Genomic DNA, 21,868 nt, shown 5'->3' with positions numbered 1-21,868 from the left:
GATGATAACGTTATCAATGTTTCGAGAGCATTTAGATTCTACAGAGCCACTACCTCCGCTATCTAATCGCTCAGTAAATGGTCAAGAGCGTTACTTGTTAAAGATGTTAGCAACGCTACCTACGCTTACCCAAGAGCAGCAAACAGAGCATTTAGAGAGTCTACTGACAGTATTACGTGAATCCAATATGGATGAACAACAGCGTCTTAAATTAATGGCAACAGTCATTGATGCCTCAGACCGACTGATTGCAGATTTTAGGCAGCACTATATCTATGAGACAGGCGCGCTTAGTCAGGATCAGATGTCTTATATCGCTCAAATGCAATCGCTGCATTATTTAATTATTATGGTTTATGACAAAGTCATACGTCGTGAGACGCAGTTGTCACAAGCCTCCTTAAACCAATTTTCTGGTAAAGGTTGGCAGCGTTTTTTTGGTGCTGAGACTAAACCTGATAGCACTCTTGCTATTGCGATTTATCAATCACTATTAAGATACCAAAAACTATTAGCAGAAGAAACACTGTGCTATCGAAAGCCATCAAATTACCTGTGGTCTAAAGTCAATCAGTTATATTATCTTGCTCATCAGAGAAAAGTGGCTGATATTGATTTAAGTCTACATACTGTCATGAACCAAACAAACAGTATTCATCAGTTATATTGCCAAATGTGTTTGCATCACTTGTTAAATTTGCGTGCTATGAGGCGCCCGAATATCTTACTCGTACAGCGTCTATTGCCTGATTGGGCTAAACACATGGTCGCGACAATGGAGCCTGCCACCGAGACAAAAGTTTTCGTTGATCTTCATAGTAGTAATCCGCCAAGCTATCTAACAGTCAACTCTCATATCAACCCCTATGAAGATCGTCATGACTGTCTATTTATAGAACTGACACCGATAGTTGAGTATTTTGAGTCACGTAAAAAAGACTTTATCGAGGAAGGTGGTACAGTAGAATATAGTCTGCTTAATGCTATTTCGATGACCATCAGCTACCGCTATTTGCAGCCGCCACTTACCTTACCAACCAAATATACTATCAAACAGCAGGCAAAGTTAATCACCAATTTTAACGATATACACTACCATATAGGTCATTCAAAAACTTTTGCCAACTTGATCGCTATCAAACATCTACGAGAAGAAGACAGACCTTTATACGATACATTTGATAGCGAGCGTAGCCGCAGTAGCGTTATAAACATTGAGATATTTGACGACCATGACAGTTCTTCAGCATATCGCAGACTGCATTTGTTGCCAAAAGCTGGTAAGCCTAATGAGAATGTTGTCGACGAAAGTATTCTCAATAAAGAAGAGCTTATTGTAGAAAAAAATGACTCTGATCTTTCTAGGACAACACCGCAGCCTTTGCATATCATGAGTCTGATTTTGGTCTATGGATCTGAAAATACAGAACAACCTAATTGGTCAATAGGGGTGGTACGCTGGTTAAATGTCGATACTAAAAATCCAGAAGTGGAATGGCAGATACTCGGGCTTAAAATTGTAGCATGTGGACTACGTTTAGAAGGCAGTAAAACACGAAGTCACCATTTTGTACCGGCATTTATTCTCGGTAAGGATGAACAGCTACAGACGAGCGGCACGTTAATCGTATCACCTTCGTACTTTCAAACTGATGATAGAGTCGTCATGCGTATTGGTAATAAACAAACTTCTTTACGATTAGGACGCAGGCTGATGATGACTGATAAGTTTAGTCAATATGAGGTGGCGCAGTTATAGCGCTTAGGGACATCTGTACATAACAGGTGTTTTAGGCCATAACGAAGCATTTATACAGATTTCTGTCAGTAATATAGTAGTCGACAAAGGTCATAAGTTAATCTGCAGTTGGTCTAATTATTGTCTATAATGATAAATATTGTTACTCTGATTTTTATGATATCTCTAACAATAAAGTAATTATCATGGTGAAAGCTCAGTCTATACTGATAGGATTCATAGAATATTAACGCTAGCGTGTTTTATGTGCTAGGTTAGTTTTAGACAAAGATGTAAAGTAACAAAATAATAGATAACAATACGTACGACTAAAAGGCTCCTTATGCGCTCTCAATCTCTTTTAAATTTGTTGGTGATCAATGATGATCAGCTCTATGCTGAACGTCTTGTGCAGTTATTGAGTCCTTATTATGATAGTGTGAATTTGGGGTTTTTGGACGATAAAGAAGAGCTATTAAAACTTCTGCGCCAACCGTGGGATGTACTGGTATTTGGCAAAGCTTATAATATGAGCTTTACAGATGTGGTGAGCATCGTACAAGAGCAAAATATCGATCTGCCAATGATCTGTTTAACGAATGAAGAGATAGCGTCGACTGCCTACAATGAGTATGAGCTACCGACTGTGATTAGTGGCACGATGATCAAAGCGCTTGAAATGGATCAAGAGATGCCAGTGGTAATGGCCATTTGTTTGCAACATAATAGTTTGCGCAGTCGTCGTGAGCTAAAAACCTTACGTCAAGTGCTTTCTGAAGCAGAACAACGTGCCAATGTGTTGATTAAGAACTCTAAGAGCGCGGTCGCTTATATAGACGAGGGTATTCATATATTTGCTAATGATCCCTATCTTCAGCTATTCGGCTTTAAATCGATGAATGAAGTGGTAGGCGTACCTATTATTGACCTGATTTCAGGTAGAGATAATGTTCAAGGGTTTAAACAGTTTTTACGTCAGTTTGACAAAGGCAGTCGCCAAGACGTTGAGTTTAATTTTGAAAGTGTACGGACAGATGGTAGTACTTTTGAAGCGAAACTACAATTGGCATCAGCCACACTAGAAGGCGAGCCAGTCATTCAGATTATTATTCAGCAGAATAGTAACAATAGTGCGGAGGTTGCTAAGCGTTTAGCTGAAGCTGAACGTAAAGATAATTTAACTGGCTTAGATAATCGTCGTGGTTTTGAAGATCAGATGATAGCAATACATCAGCAGGCGACGCAAGGACTAATGACCGCAGCCCTGCTATATGTACAGGTTGATAATGTAGGAAAAATAAGAAGTAGCTTAGGTCTACAAGGAATAGATGCAACAGTCAAACAAGTTGCCCACACGTTGACTGAGCTAGTACCTGATGGGCATGTGAGCCGTTTCAGCGATACCGCATTCACGATATTAGTAAAAAACAAGACGACGAGTGATATTGAAGAGCTTGCTAAACATATCGGTTCGTCAATAAAGGGTATGTTTATTGAAGTTGATAAACGTACAACCAATACAACAGTTAGTATTGCTATTGTCAAAATTGAAAAAAATACGGTAGAGCCTGTCATTATATTAGAACGCGCCATGGATGCTATCAGCCAAATCATGGTAGAAACTTCTAACAGTGGTGGATCTTACCGTATATATGACCCAAGCGAACATGCCAATAGCGATGATCATGCGCTTGCTGAGTCATTAGTGGATGCCATTACTAATAACCGCTTTGAGCTATCATTTCAGCCGATATACGACATCAACAACGATCGTAGCGACTTCTTTGAAGTGTATCTACGGTTACCGCTGTCAGATGCTGACAATACGGTATTAACCCCTGATCAATTTATGGCGGTGGCTAAAAAACATCAACTGTTAGAAAAGATTGATCGATGGGTGCTTATCAATGCCTGTAAGAAAATCAATGACGTCCGTAAGGTTCATCCTGAAGCCAAATTGTTAGTACAATTAACTAATGCTTCACTGGTTGATAAAAAACTGCCGATTGTCGCCAGTCAATTGATAAAAGCGGTAGGCGGCGCAGCTGGTGTATTGACACTACAGTTCAATGAAATAGATATCTCTGATCACTTAACCGTCGCCAAATCTCAATTTTCCGCACTCAGCGATGTTAGCTGTCAACTAGGTATTAATAATTTTGGCTCTTCTGTCAAATCTATTGAAATTGCCAATTTTGTCCAGCCTGATATGGTACGCTTGGCGCGCAGTTATATCCAAGATATTGGTTCAGCAGAAAATCTAGAAACGGTTAAATCTCTTATTGCGCGTACTAATGACATTAAAGTCGATGTGCTCATGCCTTATATTGAAGATGCAGCAACGATGTCAGTCGCTTGGAGTGTGGGTGCGCGCTATTTGCAAGGGTATTATTTAGAAGAACCTAGTAGCACAATAAAGGTAGCGAGTTAAAAGGCCAATACATCATATCGTTTATGTTATGGCGATGATATTCCTCAACCAAAGATTGCTAAAAATGTCCCTTATCAGTAGATATCAAATGAGCAGCCTTTTGGCTGCTGTTCTGTTGCTCGCAGCTTGTGAGAAAACACCACCTGACCACCGTGCTCCTGTGACTCTGCCCTTATATACCGATGGAGATGCGGACAACGGTTCGATAATTTATAAAGATGCTTGCGGTCAATGCCATCAACGTAATGCAGGTTTGAATAAAAAGGGCCCACAATTAATGAATATATATGGTGCGCCTGCTGCCGAGTTAAAAGACTATACCTACAGCAAAGGGCTAGAAGATTCAGGTTGGGTATGGGATGCAGAGACACTCGATCCATATATTGCAGATGCCCAAAAAGCCATGCCAGACTCCAAAATGCTGTCTGACCCGATGCCAGATGCGAAAGAGCGTGCCGATATCATTGCTTATTTATCTACGCTCCGTGCCGCTGCACCAACCGTTACAGCTGATGTAAACTGACTTATCATCGTTATGACCTAAAAAATGAGCCAATAACCTACTATGACCCATGCAGCTAACGATAGATCATTATCCATCTCTCAGAGAACAGCGAATCCGCTCAGCCAGCCCATACCTAGTACGTCTGATTTTCAACGCAACCAGCAGAAAATTGCACAGCTGTTAGCGAAATTAAATCAGATTGTATTGGACAAGCCGCAAGCAGTTAGGCTAGCACTCAGTTGTATCTTAGCAGGCGGTCATTTATTATTGCAGGACTTGCCTGGTATGGGTAAGACGACTTTGGCACAGGGCTTGGCACAGTTGTTAGGTTTGAGCTTTAGCCGAGTGCAATTTACCAATGATATGTTGCCTGCTGATATTTTGGGTATGAGCATCTATGACCAAAGTAAACAGCAATTTGAGTTTCGTCCGGGCCCTATCTTTACTCAGTTATTACTTGCTGATGAAATCAACCGTTCCAGTCCTAAAACGCAGAGTGCTCTACTTGAAGCGATGGAGGAGCGACAAGTCACGCAAGATGGCCAGACTTATCCTTTGCCACAGCCATTCTTTGTCATTGCCACCCAAAATCCATTGCAACAAGCAGGTGTCTATCCGCTCCCAGAGTCGCAGTTAGACAGATTCTTGTTATGTTTGTCATTGGGTTATCCATCGCCTGCCGCAGAGCGTGAGCTGCTAAAAGGTAAAGATCGTCGCGAGCTGCTCAAAGATTTGAATACGGTACTTGATACTGAAGCTGTACTATTGGCTCAGCAGGGTGTCAGGCAGGTTTATGTAGCAGATACAGTATTGGATTATTTGCAGAGACTGGTTGCAAAAACTCGTGCAAGCCAAGAGTATCATGGCTTATCGCCTCGCGGCGTGTTGTCGCTACAACGTGCTGCCCAAGCGCATGCCTATGTATCGGGATATATGGAAGTGACCCCTGAAAATATCCAAGCGGTGTTTGCTGCGGTCACTGATCATCGCCTCGGTCAGCGTTTCGTACCCGCGCATGTGACTGGTGGGCAGGCAACAAAAACCATTGCCCAACGTATCCTAGCAGAAGTGTCAGTCGTTGCTTAGCAGCTGGCAGACTGTTTGACCCTATTGATTAACTACATCGCTGAAATATAGTTCTACACGTAGTCAAATCTATATAACTTAGAAAAAATATCAAAGTCACTCAGTTCACTATTTACGGTATTCTCGCCCGCTTTTCTTGTATTCGAATTGTCCTGAATCAACTACATCGTTCTATTCGTGAGTTTGCTTGTCAGTCAGATATAAATACAAATGATGACAACATTGTCAATCAGATGGTAATAATAGGGTAGTCATGAGCTTGTTACCAAAGGCCTTAACCGCACCAATAAAATCAGCTCTGAGCCGCTGGTTTGCCGCGCGCGCACCTAAGAGTGACAGTGCTACGCTTAATTTGCGCAATGTCTATATTTTCTTTAGTCGTGAAGGAATGCTATTCGCCGTATTGTTAGTAATTACCTTTATCGCAGGTATCAACTATGGCAACAACTTAGTGCTTGGTTTGTGCTTTTATCTGGTCAGTATTTGGCTAATTAGTTTTCATGTTACTTTTGCTCATATATCTGGTCTACAAGTGCGTCTGCTAGAAGTCATTATGACAGAAGCAGGCTCGCCTGTTTGGGTTGCACTACAGTTGAATAGTGATAGTCGCCAACCACGGCGCCAGTTGCTATTTGAATTTGAGCAGTTAGCCAATAAGAAAACCAAAAATGGTATAAATGCGCAAAGTTCAGTGCTTATCACGCGATTACAAGGTGAGCAAGTCATTCGACTGCCTATTCAAACCAATACTCGTGGTCAGCTTGAACTGCCGCGGTTAAAAATAAAAACAGTTTATCCTCTAGGTATCATGCGTGCATGGTCTTACGTATACTTTGCGCGTACGGCGTGGGTATATCCAAAACCTGAAGTTTTTGATTGGCAAGCAAAATATGCAATCGCAAGCTTAGAGGATTTACCAACAGGTGGGCAGTATAGACAGGGTCAGGACGACTTTGAGCGATTAGATAACTATGTCGAGGGTGAGTCATTGGCCCGAGTCTCTTGGGGGCATGTAGCGCGGGGACAAGGTATGCTGACCAAGCACTTCGCTGATCCGGTCGGTCATGAGCAAACGCTTGATTATGCAGATATGCCAGCTGCACATCACGAGCAAAAACTTGCACAATTGGCTTATGGGGCATTGACGCTAGGTCAGCTAGGCTTGCCGTTTCAAATGCGTTTACCTAGTGATGTTCCTGCTACTGCGGAGATGGGTAACGGAGAATCCTTTGCGCAAGCATGCTTGCTAAGGCTTGCGAAAGCACCATGACCAATTCTAAACGCTTATCTTCTGCTGATGTTGATACACTGTCCACAGAGTATTCTGCGGTCGATGCTACAAAAACGGCAAGCTTTGAGCAGTTGGCTTTGAGTCAAAAAGTCTCAATTCGACCTGAGCGAAATGACGCTAAATGGTATCGTAAATTATTTGCACTGCCAGCTTATTATTGGGTATTAATTGCTCAAGTCGTCGTTGTGTTACCGCATGCCGCACATTTACCATTATGGCTGATAGGGTTTGCCGCCGTTAGTATCATCGCTCAATTGCCTTATATCAAAGCTAAATTCAAAAAACTATCGCACCTAAAGCGTATTTATCAAAGTATGCAAATGCTAGGCTTTCTGCTGGGGCTACTAGGTCTGTGGCTAACCTACAATACAGCGTTTGGATTGGATATGGGTGTGGCATTTCTAGTGCTATGCCTAGTTAGTAAGCTATGGGAGCTATATAAGCGCCGTGATGCTTATGTAGTGTTGAATCTATCATTGTTCGTACTTGCAGCATTATTTTTGATGGACCAAGGTTTACTGACTACTTTAGAAGTGATCGTTGGCGCAGTCATTGTGTTGCTAGCATTTATTGCGCTTAATGATGATAGCAATGCTAGCGGTGACGGACGCTTGCGTACATTGGGCGTGTTAGGGGTTGGCGCGTTACCATTATTGGTGGTGCTATTTTTATTTTTTCCGAGACTGCCACCGCTGTGGTCCGTACAGCTCTCAGGTCAGCAAGCCGTTACAGGTGTGTCTGATAGCATGTCTCCTGGTGATTTTGCCAATTTAGGGCAGTCGACTGAGCTAGCTTTTCGCGTAGAGTTTGCTGATGAGCGCCCACCACAACAGCAGCTGTATTGGCGCGGTTTGGTATTTAGTGATTTCGATGGTGTCACATGGCGTCCGGCTTCCCAAAAGAATCAATGGTCGTCGAGATTGCAAGCACCTGCATGGATTCAAAATGCCTTTGCTACTGTACCTGATGAATCAAGGGCGGCACCTGTCAATTACAAGGTTATCTTAGAACCCACTCAGCAAAACTGGCTATTTGGTCTTGATTATCCGTTCTCCCAGCAGCCAGATATCAATACTACCTCTGAATTTACCTTATCAAAGGACCAACCTGTTACGCAGCAACTTCGCTATGATGTGTTGCAGTTCGCCCAGATGCGTATTGATCCGGTTCTAACAGAGGCATCAAGACGTGAAAATCTTGCCTTGCCTAGTGAAGGTAATCCACAAGCACGCGCGCTTGCTAAGCAGTTATTTGAGCAGTCAGGTTCAGATCCTGTTCGCTACATCGCTGCTATTGAGCAATGGATTAATCGAACAGAGTTTCGCTATACATTGTCGCCACCAAGGCTCAATACTAATCGCATTGACGAGTTTTTATTTGAAACCAAAGCAGGGTTCTGTGAGCATTATTCGTCAAGCTTTACCTTTATGCTACGCGCCGCTGGTATTCCTGCACGAGTAGTAGCTGGCTATCAAGGCGGTGAGCCGAGTCGTAATGGTAACGTATGGGAAGTGCGGCAAATGGATGCGCATGCATGGACTGAGGTTTGGCTTGAGGGCCAAGGCTGGGTGCGTGTGGATCCTACAGCATTTGTGGCACCTGAGCGAGTAGAGCAAGGCATGAATACGATGACCGAGCAGCAAGGGGCGGCTATGTTTGGTAATGGTGCCAGTGCGCAAATCAGCTATCAGCAGTATCAAATGCTACAAACGCTACGCCGATTATCAGACCAAGCGAGCTACTACTGGCAAAAAGACGTAGTCGGCTATGACCAAGACAAACAGGCCGACTCGCTACTCAAATGGTTCAATATCAGCTCAATCCTGCAGCAAATCATTTGGTTAGCCATCAGTGCGGTTTCCGTTATGGCGATCTTAGTGTTTGTCATTTGGTATCGCCGCCGTAAGCGCTGGCACCCAGCAGACTTACCTCTTGCTCAGCTTTCAAAACGTGTTGCCAAACATGATAAATTATTAGCTCGCAATGATAATGAAGGGCAACTAGCTTGGTTGGAACGTTTGGCATCGGCTATTGATAGCCGTCAGGGTGGCAATGCTCATTCTGCTACGAGTCAACTAACAGATAGTAGTGATCCAATCGTTATTCAAACAAAGCTTATTGAAATTAGACAAAACTACCGTCAGTTACGCTATGGACGACTGAGTACATTTGATAGCAGTCATAGCGAGTATCAAGAACGACTCAAACAACTTAAAAAAGACGTACGTGCATTGTTATAAAGGTTTTTGATAATAGTGTTATTAAGTTGCTAAAGTATTTTGAGCTAACGACAAGTCAGATAAGCGAATCAATGAATAAGTAGATAGGTGGTTGTATGGCGATATATGTAGATTTTGTGCAGATAAAATTCAAAGGCCATAAGTGGTGTCATATGCTGGCGGATAGCTTACAAGAGCTGCATGATTTTGCGGCGTTTATTGATGTGGATGCGCGTCTATTTCATCGTAATGCCAGCTACCCTCATTATGATATCACGGTTCAAATGCGTGAAATCGCTATTGCGCAAGGTGCTATTCCTGCCGATAGAAAAAAGATTATCGAGTGTGCAAAGAAATTAAAAATAGAGTTGAATGACCAGATAGAGCAATCTAGTCATTCTTAATATCAGTATTTTCAAGTAGATAAGTAATGTTTCAATTGTCTGTTCACTTATCTACTCGAATGTATATTTATTCAACTATACTGAGCACATTATTTTGCTGTGGCTGCAGTGCTGATCGCGTTAAGTGCTTTTGAGATATTGGCAATCTCGGTATCACAACCTTTTATATTGTGGCGTGTCTTGAGGTAGTCAGGGTTGTTATATGACAGCCATACTTTCTTATCGGCATCTTCGCTAATTAAGATTTTTTGCGGCAAATCAATGGCAACAGTTTGCTCACAGTTCATTAATGGCGTACCTGCTTTAGGGTTACCAAACATAACGACTTGCGTTGGTCTCAATGATAAGTCGGCACTCTGTGCATTTTTCTGATGATCGACTCGCGCAAATATTTTCATACCCTTGCTTTCGATAACTGAAACCAGTTTGTCTGCGGTATCTTGGACGGAGTGATTGCTCTGTAAAGTTACCAAGCCTTTTTCAGCATTGATAGAGGTTGTTGTGTCTGTCATAGCACCAGTGCTATTGGTTTTATCCAGCAGCGTATCGATACTGGCACAAGAGGAAACGGCCACTGCTAGCGCAGCGATAGAGACGATTTTAATCATAATGATACCTATAAGTTGTCTGTAGTATGGTCAGTCTTAACTATAATGAGCAACATCGAATATTCATTGTGCGTAATCAGGTTTGTGATTGCAATACGTCTTAACAGAACGTTAAACCAAATGTTCTGCCAAGTAATCTACGAGCAGTCTAATCTTTGGTGATAAATGACGGTTATGTGGATAAATGGCCCAAATGCTTTCTTCGGGCTCTCTATAGTCATCAAGTAAACTGACCAACTCCCCAGACGCTAGGTATTTTTGCACATAATAATCTGGCAGCTGGACGATGCCCAAGCCTTTTAGCGCAGCATCGACCAGACTATAGCCGCTGTTATATTGCACCGTACCAGAGACACGCAGGTTCCTTTCTACACTTGCTTGTTGGTTGTCCGTCTTAGCATAAGTATTACTGTTCTCTTTTGCTTTAGCAGTATCTATAAAGTGCCAGTAGTCACGAGTACCTAGTAGGCAGTTATGTTGACTTAAATCACTCAGTTGGTGTGGTATGCCGTGTTTTTTTAGATAAGAGGGCGCCGCGCAGACAAAGTTAGTACGCAGGCTAAGTTTCTTTGCCATCATCGTCGAGTCATGCAATTTACCAATACGAATCGCCAAATCATAACCCCCTTCAATCAAGTCAATTTTCTGATTACTCAAAAAAGCAGTCACCTCGATATCGTGATACTGCATCATAAAATCATTGATCAGTGGTAATAACTGCTGCTCACCATAAGTAACGGGCGCTGTTAGTTTTATCCTGCCTTGAGGCTTTGATTGTAAGTTGGTTACGGCTTGCTCAGCGGCATCCAAGCCATCGAGCACACTGCGGCAATGCTGATAGAATACACGGCCTTCTTCAGTCAGTGAGACCTTGCGTGTGGTTCGATATAGCAGCTTTATATTTAATCGTTTCTCTAACGCGCTGATCTGACGGCTGACTTGTGCAGTCGAGATACCTAGCTCTTTTGCACCACGTGTAAAGCTCTCATATTCTGCGACATAGACAAACTCACTAATTCCTTCCCAGCGCATGATTATTACCAATATGTAAAAGATATTTGCAAATATAGCATATTGTTATCCGCCCAGAAATAAATATAATGGTTAGTATCAATGTAAATAGATGGTGTTTTACTGTCATCGATGCTTGCCTATAGAGGGCAGGCAAGATAAGCTCAGCCTATCTTTATTTGTTTTAACTGTGGATATAGTGACTGCTAAAATCCATAAGATGCGCTAGCAAACTTTCAAAACTACTTGTACTTATAACAAAACTGTTATGTCGTCACCCATAAATAACAATCAATTAAAAAGAGAGATTTTTATGTCGGATAAATTTATTAAATCAAAAGCCGCCATCGCGTGGGGTCCAAAGCAGCCACTATCTATCGAAGAAGTGGACGTCATGCTACCGCGTAAAGGTGAAGTGTTGGTAAAAATCGTTGCCAGTGGTGTCTGTCACACAGATGCTTTTACCTTATCTGGTGAAGACCCAGAAGGCGTGTTCCCTGCGATTTTGGGCCATGAAGGCGGCGGTATCGTTGAGCAAGTTGGTGAAGGCGTGACCAGCGTTCAGGTCGGTGACCATGTCATTCCGTTATATACAGCAGAATGCGGTGTTTGTAAAATGTGCCGCTCAGGAAAAACCAATCTTTGCTCGGCAGTACGCGAGACTCAAGGTAAGGGCTTGATGCCAGATGGCACCACACGTTTTTATAAAGACGGCGAGCCTATCTACCATTATATGGGTTGCTCAACTTTCTCTGAATACACAGTCTTGCCAGAGATTTCTTTGGCGAAAGTCAATAAAGAAGCGCCATTGGAAGAAGTTTGCTTGCTTGGTTGCGGCGTGACTACCGGCATGGGCGCGGTTATGAATACTGCAAAAGTCGAAGAGGGCGCTACAGTGGCTATCTTTGGACTGGGCGGTATCGGACTGTCAGCAGTGATTGGTGCTGCCATGGCAAAAGCCAGCCGTATCATTGCGATTGATATCAATGAAAGCAAGTTTGAGTTAGCCAAAAAACTCGGTGCAACTGACTGTATCAACCCGAAAGATTATGACAAACCAATTCAAGAAGTGATCGTTGAATTGACCGATGGCGGTGTGGATTATTCGTTCGAATGTATCGGTAATGTCGATGTTATGCGTTCAGCGCTAGAGTGCTGCCACAAAGGTTGGGGCGAGTCGGTCATCATCGGTGTCGCTGGCGCTGGACAAGAAATCTCAACCCGTCCATTCCAGTTAGTGACTGGTCGAGTCTGGAAAGGCTCAGCATTTGGCGGTGTAAAAGGTCGCACAGAACTACCAGGTTATGTCGAGCGCTATCTAGCAGGCGAGATTCCTTTACAGGACTTCATCACTCATACGATGCCAATAGAAGACGTCAATGAAGCGTTTGACTTGATGCACAAAGGCGAAAGCATCCGTACGGTTGTACACTTCTCAGAGTAATCAATGAAGGTAGGAACGACGTTATTGTCTTAGAAATACTGTATCCAAAATAAAAAGGCTGCTTCGATATTGAAGCAGCCTTTTTTAATATTATTTTCACACATAGCTTAATGATTGAAAGTCTCAAGCACTCTTTTTGCTAATGATTTGATCCGCTAGTGTCGATAAATCTGATGCGGTCAAATCTGGAACTGGTACGTTGGGCGCGTTCAGCATCGCATTATAGGGACGGGTCAAAAATGCACCGCGACAACCAGCCGCTTGTGCGCCTATAGTATCCCAGAGATGACAGGCGACAAGGCATAAATCTGACGTATCAACAGCTAGCGTATCAGCCACCAATTGGTAAGTATCAGGTGCTGGCTTGAACTTGCTAACAGCCTCAATGCTAAAGTGCTGCTCAAAGAATTGACTGAGACCAGCTTTTTCTAATGGCGTTGGAGACGCACTGCTTGCTGAATTGGTCAGCGTGACCAGTCGAAACCCTGCATCACGCAAACGAGTCAGTGCTGGTGCAGCATCAGGATGGGCAGGTAATGCACTCATTCTTTCTTTAAACTCATTGATATCGTCGTCTGTCAAAGTAACTTGTCTGATGTTAGCAACCATTTGCAATGCACCAACCCCAAGCTCGCCAAAAGGCGTATAGAGGCCGGACAACGTCATAGTTTGCGAGTACAGTACTAGCTGAGCGAACCATTCTCTCAGCACTCTTTGCTTACCAAAGACGCGCATGAATAAAGGCGTTAGCGTGTCGATATCGAGCAATGTTTCATTGACGTCGAACACAATAATCGAGGGAAAGCGTTCAGAAGACATAAAGTATCCTTTTATAGAATGACATTTTTATAACGTCGTATGGTTTACTCAGTCATGTTGGCCAATTGCTCTAAGATACTGATATAGTTCTCGACCCCTTGAGCACCGCTGACCAGATGACGCTCATTAAAGATAATCGCTGGTACACTTTGGATGCCTTGCTGTTGCCAATGCTGCTCTTCTGCTCGTACTTCTTTTGCAAAGAATTGACCTTCCAACACTGCTAATGACTCACTACGATCAAGCCCAGTCTCTGCTGCAATATCGGCAAGCACATTGATATCTGAGATATCTCTGTTATTGGTGAAATGCGCAGCAAACAAGGCTTGCTTTAGCTCATGCATGCGGCCTTGCTGATCAGCGAAATGTAGCAGCTGATGCAAATTAAATGTGTTATGCATACGTGTGTCATCATTGAAATTAAATTCAAAGCCAACTTCCTGTCCAGCTTCAGTCATTCTGACTCGGCTAGCATCTGATTCTTGCTTAGTAGAGCCGTACTTCTCGATGATGTGCTCACGTAGGTTTTGACCTTCGCTTGGCATATTTGGGTTTAGCTCAAACGGATGCCAGTGGATAGTGTGAGCGGTATTGGTTTGCTCAAGTGCTGCTGCTAATTGGCGATAACCGATAACGCACCAAGGACAGACGACGTCTGACACGATATCTATTCGGAGTGGTTTTTCTGATGTGCTCATATTTCCTCGCGGGTATTATTATGTATGTTTTATTTGAGATGTATAGATAGAGGCATATCAGTTGGAATCAAGCAGATATACCTAGTTATCAGACAACTATAACTAGTTACCATATATCAAGTCAGTTCATACTAAGAGAATGACTAAGTGATTACAATGTAGTCTGCGCAGTCGGCGTCGCCAATTCGGTAGCGTAATTGTAACCATTACTAATAAGAAAGTAGGCGTTTTTGCAATACGCTGACTCAGTCATAACAAAACCTACGAATACTTAACCAAGCAGGTATGGTCATAAAATAGCTTTTTATTTAAAGTGGCTTCGTCGAAATGATAGTTGAAAAAGAAAAATTCTAAGCAAGAATAAAAATTAATATCAATAACGGAGTCACAGATGAAAAATATCACTGAAGCAATGAACTGGCGCTACAGCACAAAAGAATTTGATACCAATAAGAAAATCTCAGCAGAAGATTTCCAAAGTCTAAAGGATGTTTTACGCTTAAGTCCTTCAAGTACCAATATCCAGCCTTGGCATTTTGTCATTGCTGATGATGAAGCTGGTAAAGCCCGAATCGCAAAAGGCACGGAGGGCATGTACGAGTTCAACGATGCCAAAGTAAAAAGTGCCTCGCACGTCATTGTATTCTGTAGCCGTGTCTATTCAGATGATGAGTTTTTGGATGACATCTTAGAAAAAGAAGATGCAGATGGTCGTTTTGCAGAGCCAAAATTTAAAGAGCAAATGCATCAGACGCGTAAAATGTTTTTGGACATTCGTCGTTATGAGCAAAAAGACGAGCCACATTGGTTGATAGAGCAATTGTATCTCAATATGGGCGCTTTGCTACTAGGGGCTGCAACTTTGGGTATTGATGCGGTGCCGATGGAAGGGGCGGATTTGAAAGCACTTGATGAAGAGTTTGATTTACGTAGCAAAGGCTACACCGCTGTGGCAGTCGTATCACTTGGTTATCGTAGTAAAGATGACTTTAACGCTGAGCTGCCAAAATCACGTTTTGATGAAGAAACGATTATCACGAAAGCCTAGCCAGTTATTAGCTAAGCAAAGAACGGATTTAATAGACATATCTACTAAATACTATACGTAAAAAGTCTATTTAAGAGCCTCATAAACTGACCGTTTATGGGGCTTTTTTTATCGATATTTCCTTTGAAATAACGTTAAAAACTGATGATAAAAAACATACCATCTATTAGCAGCGCTAACATTTCGATACTCTTGCAGATTAGAAACTACACTGAAACCCCTACAAAGTAAAAACAAAACAACTGTTTTCATACGTCATAATAAATTTATTGACGCTGTCATTTTGAAGCGTATTTCACCATTCTATTATGTTCATCTGCCAGCGAGAAGCCAGCATGTCTACTTTGACCTTAACAATCAATAAGCAAGATTATCAGCTCGAGAATCTTGACGCTCGTACGACACTGCTCGACGTCTGTCGTCAGCACCTACAAATTACTGGACCCAAAAAAGGCTGCGACCACGGTCAATGCGGGGCATGTACCATGCTCATCAATGGACGACGGGTCAATTCCTGTCTGACACTCGCTGTTATGCATGATGGTGATGACATCACAACGATCGAAGGCATTGGAATGCCAGAGTCATTATCGGCATTGCAGCAAGCGTTTAAAGACAATGATGCCTTTCAATGCGGATATTGCACGCCAGGTCAGATTTGCTCAGCTACCGCCTTGATAGAAGAAGTAAAACAAAATTGGCCAAGCCATGTCAGCACCGACTTAAAAAATCCTGATGGTCGCCTTGTACAAGAAATTGCTGAGCGCATGAGCGGTAATATCTGTCGCTGCTCAGCTTATCCAAATATTATCAAAGCCATTTCACAAGTGCTTGAGAGTCAGGTATCAGAGAGTCAAATACAAGAAGCTAGTACTCAAACAACAGACAATACAGTGCAAAATTCAAGCGTGACAGGTATCTGGTCACCTCCACCGAGCGAGGCGCAACTTGGTAAGACCTCAGCGAATAACAAGACAGCAACTGCTACAACAGGAGGCCGCTCATGAAACGCTTTGAATATAGCCGTGCTGATGCACCAGAGCAAGCGGCAATATCTGCCAGTACCAAAGATGCGTCATTTATCGCAGGTGGTACCAACTTATTAGACTTGATGAAATTGGAGATTGAAACGCCAATTAAACTGGTCGATATTACTCGTCTAGAGTTAGAAAAGGTCGAAACCACTGCCGACGGAGGTTTGCGTATTGGCACGCTTGTGACCAATAGTGATTTAGCAGCGCATCCTGAAGTTATTGCCAATTATCCCGTATTATCCCGAGCGATTTTGGCAGGAGCGACTGGCCAGCTGCGTAATAAAGCAACGACTGGCGGTAACTTCTTGCAGCGCACCCGTTGTTATTATTTTTACCAGACAGACAGTGCCTGCAACAAGCGTGAACCGGGCACAGGTTGTCCTGCTATCAATGGCGAGAACCGTACGCTGGCTATTCTAGGTACGAGTGATGCCTGTATCGCTCAGCACCCATCTGACATGGCAGTGGCGATGCGCTTGCTGGATGCCACTATCGAGACAGTTAAGGCGGACGGTTCGACTCGTTCTATCAATGTGAAAGACTTTTATTGCTTACCAAAAGATACGCCGCATATCGAAAACGTATTAGAGGCAGGCGAGTTAATTACTCACGTTGTATTACCTGCACCTATCAAGGGTATGCACACCTATGACAAAGTTCGAGATCGCGCCTCTTATGCTTTTGCACTCGTATCCTGTGCAGCAGTGATAGACGCTGATGATAACGGCAATCTAAAGACGGTACGATTAGCATTTGGTGGTATCGGTACTGAGCCATGGCGTAATGAAGCGGTTGAGGCACTATTGACGGATACCAATGGCAATAAAGACGTTATCGCGCAAGCTGCCGATCTGTTATTGAATGATGCCAAAGGTAATGGTCAAAACGACTTTAAGATACCGTTGACGCGTCGCCTACTAAAACAAGTCATTCAGCGCGCACTAGCGGGCGAGGGAGCATAATCATGTCATTATTTGAATCAATCACTCAGTCAGAACCGACCAAAAAAATGACCATGGATGAACCTGTTGAATCTTTATTTAGCACAACAGCGAGCAAACTGGTTGGTAAGCCAATCAACCGTGTTGACGGCTCGCTAAAGGTTAGTGGTCAAGCGCCTTACAGTGCTGAAATCCATTTAGACAATAAAGCGTACGGTGTTTTAGTCGGTGCGACTATTGCTAAAGGGCAAGTCCAGAATATCGATAGTAGTTCTTTAGATGGCATTCCCAATATTATCAAGGTCGTGACAGATCCTAAGCACTTCTTGCGTAATTCTCAGCAAGGCGGATTGAAAAAAGCGCCAAAGCAGGGAGCGACTGAGATTTTTTATCATGGTCAACCCATCGCTGTTGTAATCGCTGAAACCTTTGAAGCAGCAACAGAAGGGGCAAATGCGCTTAAAGTCACTTATAAAGATGAGACTGACCAAGCGGCATTAAATTTTACTAAAGAGTTGTCTAACGCCCATGAAGTTGATGAAAAAAAAGGCTCTGACAAAAATTATGTCCAAGGCGATCCTGAGCAAGGATTGGCTAATGCTGAAGTAACACTTGATCGCTTTTATCATACGCCAAGTCAAAACAGCTCTGCGATGGAGCCACATGCGACATTGGCACATTGGGAAGGGGGTAAGCTCGTTCTTTATACGGCAAATCAAATGCTTGCGTCTTGTAAGCAGCAAGTCATGGATGCGCTAAACTTAAACAAAGATCAAGTTCAGCTAATTGCACACTATGTTGGTGGTGGGTTTGGTAGCAAGCTCGGTATTGCGCCTGAATCTATTGCCGCTGCTATTGCGTCAAAAGATCTTGGTCGTCCAATATTGATTACTATGACCCGTCCACAAGTGATGGAAGCAACTGTCAGACGATCAAACACTCGTCAGCGTATCGCAATCGGCTGCGATAAAAATGGCGTTATCGATACGTTGATTCACGATACCATTTCTAGCAATTTGCCAGACGAGGCGTTCTTTGAGCCAACTGCCTTGTCTACGCACTATCTATACAGTGGTAAAAACCGCCGTGTAAATTATGAAATGGTCGACATGAACCAAGTATTGTCAGGCTCGATGCGTGCACCTGGCGAAGCGGTCGGTATGATTGCCGTTGAGTGTGCGATGGATGAATTGGCTGCGCAATTGGACCTTGATCCTATAGAGCTGCGCCGCCGTAATGAACCAGAAAAAGACCCTAGTAAAGACATTCCGTTTTCGACGCGCCAGCTAATTGCCTGTATGGAGCAAGGTGCTGAGCAGTTTGGTTGGAGTCAGCGTAACACAAAGCCTGCCAGTCAATTAGAAGGCGACTGGTGGATAGGAACGGGCATGGCTGCTGCCGCACGTGGTAATCAGTTACAGTCTTCTGAAGCGCGCGCAACGCTGCAAATCGATAAGTCAAAAGCGCTCGGTGTCAAAGCAGTCATTGAGACAGATATGACAGATATCGGTACAGGGTCTTATACGGTGTTTTCTCAGGTAGCTGCAGATTTACTAGGACTACCCATTGATCATATTGAGATGAAACTAGGTGATAGTGCCTTACCATCTGCATCAGGTTCCGGTGGTAGTTGGGGCGCTGCGAGTGCAGGTAGCAGTGTCTACCTCGCTTGTGAGCAGCTGCGTGAAATGTTAGCAGCAAAAGTTGGCCTGTACCCTGATACGATTCAGCTAGATAACGGTCAAATTAAGCAAGTAGGTAAGCATGATCTGACTGCGGTAGAGGCAGCCAAAGAGAACGGTCAAGCGTTTGCCGATAGCACTATTGATAAAATATCAAAAACTACAGGAGTCACATTTTCAGAGAATGTATTAGAAGAACAGTCAGAATCAGAGAAATATGATTTTAAAAATTCAGAATCATATGCGCTTGCTGACGTGATCGCAGGCTATGAGGATCAAAAAGTTAGTGCCAAAGGACAGATAAAACCAGGAAAAAATGGTAAAAAGTATCGTCAGTCTTCTTTTGGTGCAAACTTCGCTGAAGTGGCCGTGCACAAAGTCACGGGTGAGATCCGAGTCAAACGCATGACAGGCGCATTTGCCGCAGGTCGTATTCTTAACCATAAGACAGCGACTTCGCAATGCTATGGCGGCATGGTATTTGGTATTGGTTCAGCGTTAATGGAAGAGGTCATCCACGATAAACGTGACGGTCGGCTATGTAACCATGATCTTGCTGAATATCATGTGCCGGTCAATGCCGATGTACCACAGTTAGATGTGATATTGGTCGAAGAGGATGATCCTTATACCAACCCAATGCATATCAAGGGTATTGGTGAGACAGCTATTGCTGGTGCTGCCGCTGCGATTGCTAATGCTGTATACAATGCCGTCGGCGTACGTGTTTATGATTTTCCGATTACGCTTGATAAATTGCTTTACGAGATGCCAGAGTAAATTTTTAAGTCATATGTACGACAGGAACCCGCTTAATGAGCGGGTTTTTATAACTCACTCAGCAGTATATTTCGTCATTATCAAGAAAATAACTATCAAATAAGAGGCGTTATGAATCAGGTCGCTGACATTCTTAAGCTGGCAATCAAAGTTAAGCAACAAGGTATTGATGCTGTATTGGCAACGGTCGTACGTACTGAAGGCTCAGCATATCGCCGTGCTGGCGCGATGATGCTCATCTGTGAGGATGGTCGTTCAGTTGGAATGATTAGTGGTGGTTGCTTGGAGCCGCATATTATCAAACGTGCCTTTTGGCTTACTCGTAACGGTGCCAATGTGCAAGTTTATCAGACGGGTGATGACATTCAATATGCTGACGATGGCCAAGCGCAAGCAGGTGTGAAGCGAACTAAGTCTGATATATATGATGGATCGGATGGCGGTTTAGATGACGCGGACTTTGATGAGCTAAATTTTGGATTGGGCTGTAATGGGCGAGTGCATGTATTGTTTGAACGACTAACGACAGCAACACCATTGTTAGAGACAATCCGTAATGTTCGACGCACTCAGCAGCCGATTACTGTAGCGACTTTGATTCGTGCTAACGACTATCAGCATCAAGGTTCTATATCGCAAAACAGAGATGATTTGCGAACTGGGATGAGGATTAATTTAGATGAGTACCGCAGTTTGGGAAGTGTTTCTGCACTAGGGAAAACAGCTCTTTCAAGCATAATTGCCAATACTGTAGAAGAATTAGCAGAATATAAGCTGTCTGATAAAAATGCCGAATATCTGACGGTAGAAAACGGCAAGGTAACAACAGAGTGGCTTGTGCAACGTTTGCAACCACAAGTTCGTCTATTGATTTGCGGCGCAGGGAATGACGTGATGCCACTGGTGACCATGGCTAAACTACAAGATTGGCATGTGACAGTTATAGATAGTCGCGCGCAATATGCGACGCGTATGCGGTTTCCTCAAGCGGATGTTGTAATGTCGCTACATCTAGATGACAGCGAGACTTTGCTTAAGCTAAGCAATAATGCAGCAGTTGCTTTGATGTCACATAGTTTGAGTCAGGATCGCGCTCGCCTAGCGATACTGCTCGAGCATTCAAACAATTATAAATACTTAGGACAATTGGGGCCACGCTATCGTACCGAACGCTTAATTAGTGAGATTAGCATGAGTATTAGCAATCCTGCTATGTTAGAAGTTGGTATCCATAAGTTGCATTATCCGATTGGTTATAAGCTGGGTGGAGATGGCCCTGAAGCACTGGCGCTTGGCATTATGGCAGAGATAAATGCCGTCATGCACAATCAAACCGTTTCAGTAGATGGATCGCATAACAATCTCTTAGATATAGTAGCGGAGAATAGCGATACAGATCCTGCTATCGTACAGAGTGTCGTATGAGCAAGAGTGCATTTACAGAAAGTACTGAACGACAGCGCCAAAACCATGCGGTCATCATCTTGGCAAGCGGACTAAGTCAGCGTCTCGGACAACCTAAGCAGCTGCTTGTTAAACATGGCGAGCCATTGATTACTTATATGACTCGACTGGCAACAACTACCAATCCGCAAGTTATTGTCATTGTCATTCCTGATAACCATCGTTTGATTGCCAGTATGATGACAGAGTTGACCAATCAATATCCAACGGTTCAGATAGTGGTGAACCCACAAGCTGATACTGGTATGGCGCATAGTTTGAGTCTGGGTATTGAGACAATTGCTGCTCTTGAATCGACTTCAATCGATCGAGTGCTCATCATGGGAGTAGATCAAGTATTATTAGATGAGCCACATTTAACAGCTTTGCTAGCGGGCCAGCAGACAGTAGTGGCCAGTCGTTATCACAGCTGGCAACGTTTAGAAAAACATCAAAATCTAGATGAAAAGGTATCTGATATCATAGGTCTGCCTTTAGCAATTAATTATAAATTGCTTAGACAGTGGCAGTCAGAACTGATAGGAGATAAAGGGCTTCGTCACCTCATTAGAGGGTTGCCCGCTGATCAAGTAGGTGAGGTCGATAATGACCAACTTAGCTACGATATTGATACGCCCGAGCAACTAGCATTTGCCAAACAACAAGGCTGGCTTGATAGCTAACCT

Annotated in this window: 18 protein-coding genes; 14 read left to right on the top strand and 4 right to left on the bottom strand. The window is 43.3% G+C overall.

From position 1 onward, the window contains the following. Position 1 precedes the first annotated feature (1 nt). From JMY00_RS01125 to JMY00_RS01095, 7 genes are all read left to right on the top strand, one after another. A complete protein-coding gene (locus JMY00_RS01125) occupies positions 2-1,759 on the top strand; it encodes a hypothetical protein (protein ID WP_201578781.1) in 1,758 nt (585 codons plus the stop codon). A 322-nt stretch (positions 1,760-2,081) separates the two neighbouring features. Beyond that, a complete protein-coding gene (locus JMY00_RS01120; RefSeq protein ID WP_201578780.1) occupies positions 2,082-4,169 on the top strand; it encodes a GGDEF domain-containing phosphodiesterase in 2,088 nt (695 codons plus the stop codon). 88 nt (positions 4,170-4,257) lie between these two features. Then, on the top strand, positions 4,258-4,692 hold the full coding sequence (locus tag JMY00_RS01115; RefSeq protein WP_240990611.1) for a c-type cytochrome: 435 nt from the start codon (positions 4,258-4,260) through the stop codon (positions 4,690-4,692). 42 nt (positions 4,693-4,734) lie between these two features. Beyond that, a complete protein-coding gene (locus tag JMY00_RS01110; RefSeq protein WP_201578778.1) occupies positions 4,735-5,760 on the top strand; it encodes a MoxR family ATPase in 1,026 nt (341 codons plus the stop codon). A gap of 253 nt (positions 5,761-6,013) precedes the next feature. Next, positions 6,014-7,030 carry a DUF58 domain-containing protein gene (locus JMY00_RS01105; protein WP_201578777.1) on the top strand — a complete coding sequence of 339 codons (1,017 nt, stop codon included), beginning with the start codon at positions 6,014-6,016 and terminating at the stop codon, positions 7,028-7,030. Then, positions 7,027-9,291 carry a DUF3488 and transglutaminase-like domain-containing protein gene (locus JMY00_RS01100; RefSeq protein WP_201578776.1) on the top strand — a complete coding sequence of 755 codons (2,265 nt, stop codon included), beginning with the start codon at positions 7,027-7,029 and terminating at the stop codon, positions 9,289-9,291. Before JMY00_RS01105 ends, JMY00_RS01100 begins: the two co-directional genes overlap by 4 nt. 95 nt (positions 9,292-9,386) lie before the next feature. After that, entirely contained in the window at positions 9,387-9,674 is a 288-nt protein-coding gene (locus JMY00_RS01095; RefSeq protein ID WP_201578775.1) for a DUF4031 domain-containing protein, read from the top strand. A gap of 89 nt (positions 9,675-9,763) precedes the next feature. Here JMY00_RS01095 and JMY00_RS01090 read toward each other — a convergent pair whose 3' ends face one another. Then, positions 9,764-10,282, bottom strand: coding sequence for a DUF302 domain-containing protein (locus tag JMY00_RS01090; RefSeq protein ID WP_201578774.1), 519 nt, complete (start codon positions 10,280-10,282; stop codon positions 9,764-9,766). Positions 10,283-10,393: 111 nt separating this feature from the next. Next, positions 10,394-11,314 carry a LysR family transcriptional regulator gene (locus JMY00_RS01085; protein WP_201578773.1) on the bottom strand — a complete coding sequence of 307 codons (921 nt, stop codon included), beginning with the start codon at positions 11,312-11,314 and terminating at the stop codon, positions 10,394-10,396. 292 nt (positions 11,315-11,606) lie between these two features. On the opposite strand from JMY00_RS01085, the gene JMY00_RS01080 reads away from it, so the two are divergent. Continuing rightward, positions 11,607-12,737: an S-(hydroxymethyl)glutathione dehydrogenase/class III alcohol dehydrogenase gene (locus JMY00_RS01080; RefSeq protein WP_057761290.1), complete on the top strand. Its 1,131-nt coding sequence runs from the start codon at positions 11,607-11,609 to the stop codon at positions 12,735-12,737. Between the two features lie 123 nt (positions 12,738-12,860). On the opposite strand, the gene JMY00_RS01075 is transcribed toward JMY00_RS01080, so the two are convergent. Together JMY00_RS01075 and JMY00_RS01070 are read right to left on the bottom strand one after the other, a co-directional pair. Continuing rightward, the gene (locus tag JMY00_RS01075) at positions 12,861-13,556 is read right to left on the bottom strand and encodes a haloacid dehalogenase type II (RefSeq protein ID WP_201578772.1); all 696 of its coding nucleotides are present in this window, start codon (positions 13,554-13,556) and stop codon (positions 12,861-12,863) included. Positions 13,557-13,600: 44 nt separating this feature from the next. After that, complete coding sequence (locus JMY00_RS01070; protein ID WP_057761286.1) at positions 13,601-14,254, bottom strand: DsbA family oxidoreductase; 654 nt, start codon at positions 14,252-14,254, stop codon at positions 13,601-13,603. Between the two features lie 391 nt (positions 14,255-14,645). Between JMY00_RS01070 and nfsB the strand changes: the two genes are divergently transcribed. The 6 genes from nfsB to JMY00_RS01040 all read left to right on the top strand — a co-directional run bounded on the left by nfsB (position 14,646) and on the right by JMY00_RS01040 (position 21,865). Then, positions 14,646-15,302 (top strand): oxygen-insensitive NAD(P)H nitroreductase, encoded by a 657-nt coding sequence (gene nfsB / locus JMY00_RS01065; protein ID WP_201578771.1) that lies wholly within the window; start codon positions 14,646-14,648, stop codon positions 15,300-15,302. 335 nt (positions 15,303-15,637) lie between these two features. Next, entirely contained in the window at positions 15,638-16,309 is a 672-nt protein-coding gene (locus tag JMY00_RS01060) for a 2Fe-2S iron-sulfur cluster-binding protein (protein WP_201578770.1), read from the top strand. Next, positions 16,306-17,298: a xanthine dehydrogenase family protein subunit M gene (locus tag JMY00_RS01055; protein ID WP_201578769.1), complete on the top strand. Its 993-nt coding sequence runs from the start codon at positions 16,306-16,308 to the stop codon at positions 17,296-17,298. The genes JMY00_RS01060 and JMY00_RS01055 overlap by 4 nt, the downstream gene beginning before the upstream one ends. 2 nt (positions 17,299-17,300) lie before the next feature. Beyond that, a complete protein-coding gene (locus JMY00_RS01050; RefSeq protein ID WP_201578768.1) occupies positions 17,301-19,739 on the top strand; it encodes a xanthine dehydrogenase family protein molybdopterin-binding subunit in 2,439 nt (812 codons plus the stop codon). 111 nt (positions 19,740-19,850) lie between these two features. Continuing rightward, positions 19,851-21,164, top strand: coding sequence for an XdhC/CoxI family protein (locus tag JMY00_RS01045; protein ID WP_201578767.1), 1,314 nt, complete (start codon positions 19,851-19,853; stop codon positions 21,162-21,164). Further along, positions 21,161-21,865, top strand: coding sequence for a nucleotidyltransferase family protein (locus JMY00_RS01040; RefSeq protein ID WP_201578766.1), 705 nt, complete (start codon positions 21,161-21,163; stop codon positions 21,863-21,865). Before JMY00_RS01045 ends, JMY00_RS01040 begins: the two co-directional genes overlap by 4 nt. The last annotated feature ends 3 nt before the right edge of the window (positions 21,866-21,868 follow it).

The sequence above is a fragment of the Psychrobacter sp. Pi2-52 genome (assembly GCF_904846705.1).
In the GTDB taxonomy this organism is placed as follows: domain Bacteria; phylum Pseudomonadota; class Gammaproteobacteria; order Pseudomonadales; family Moraxellaceae; genus Psychrobacter.
Note: the sequence above shows the minus strand (reverse complement) of the source record. Positions and strands in the feature narration are given on the sequence as shown.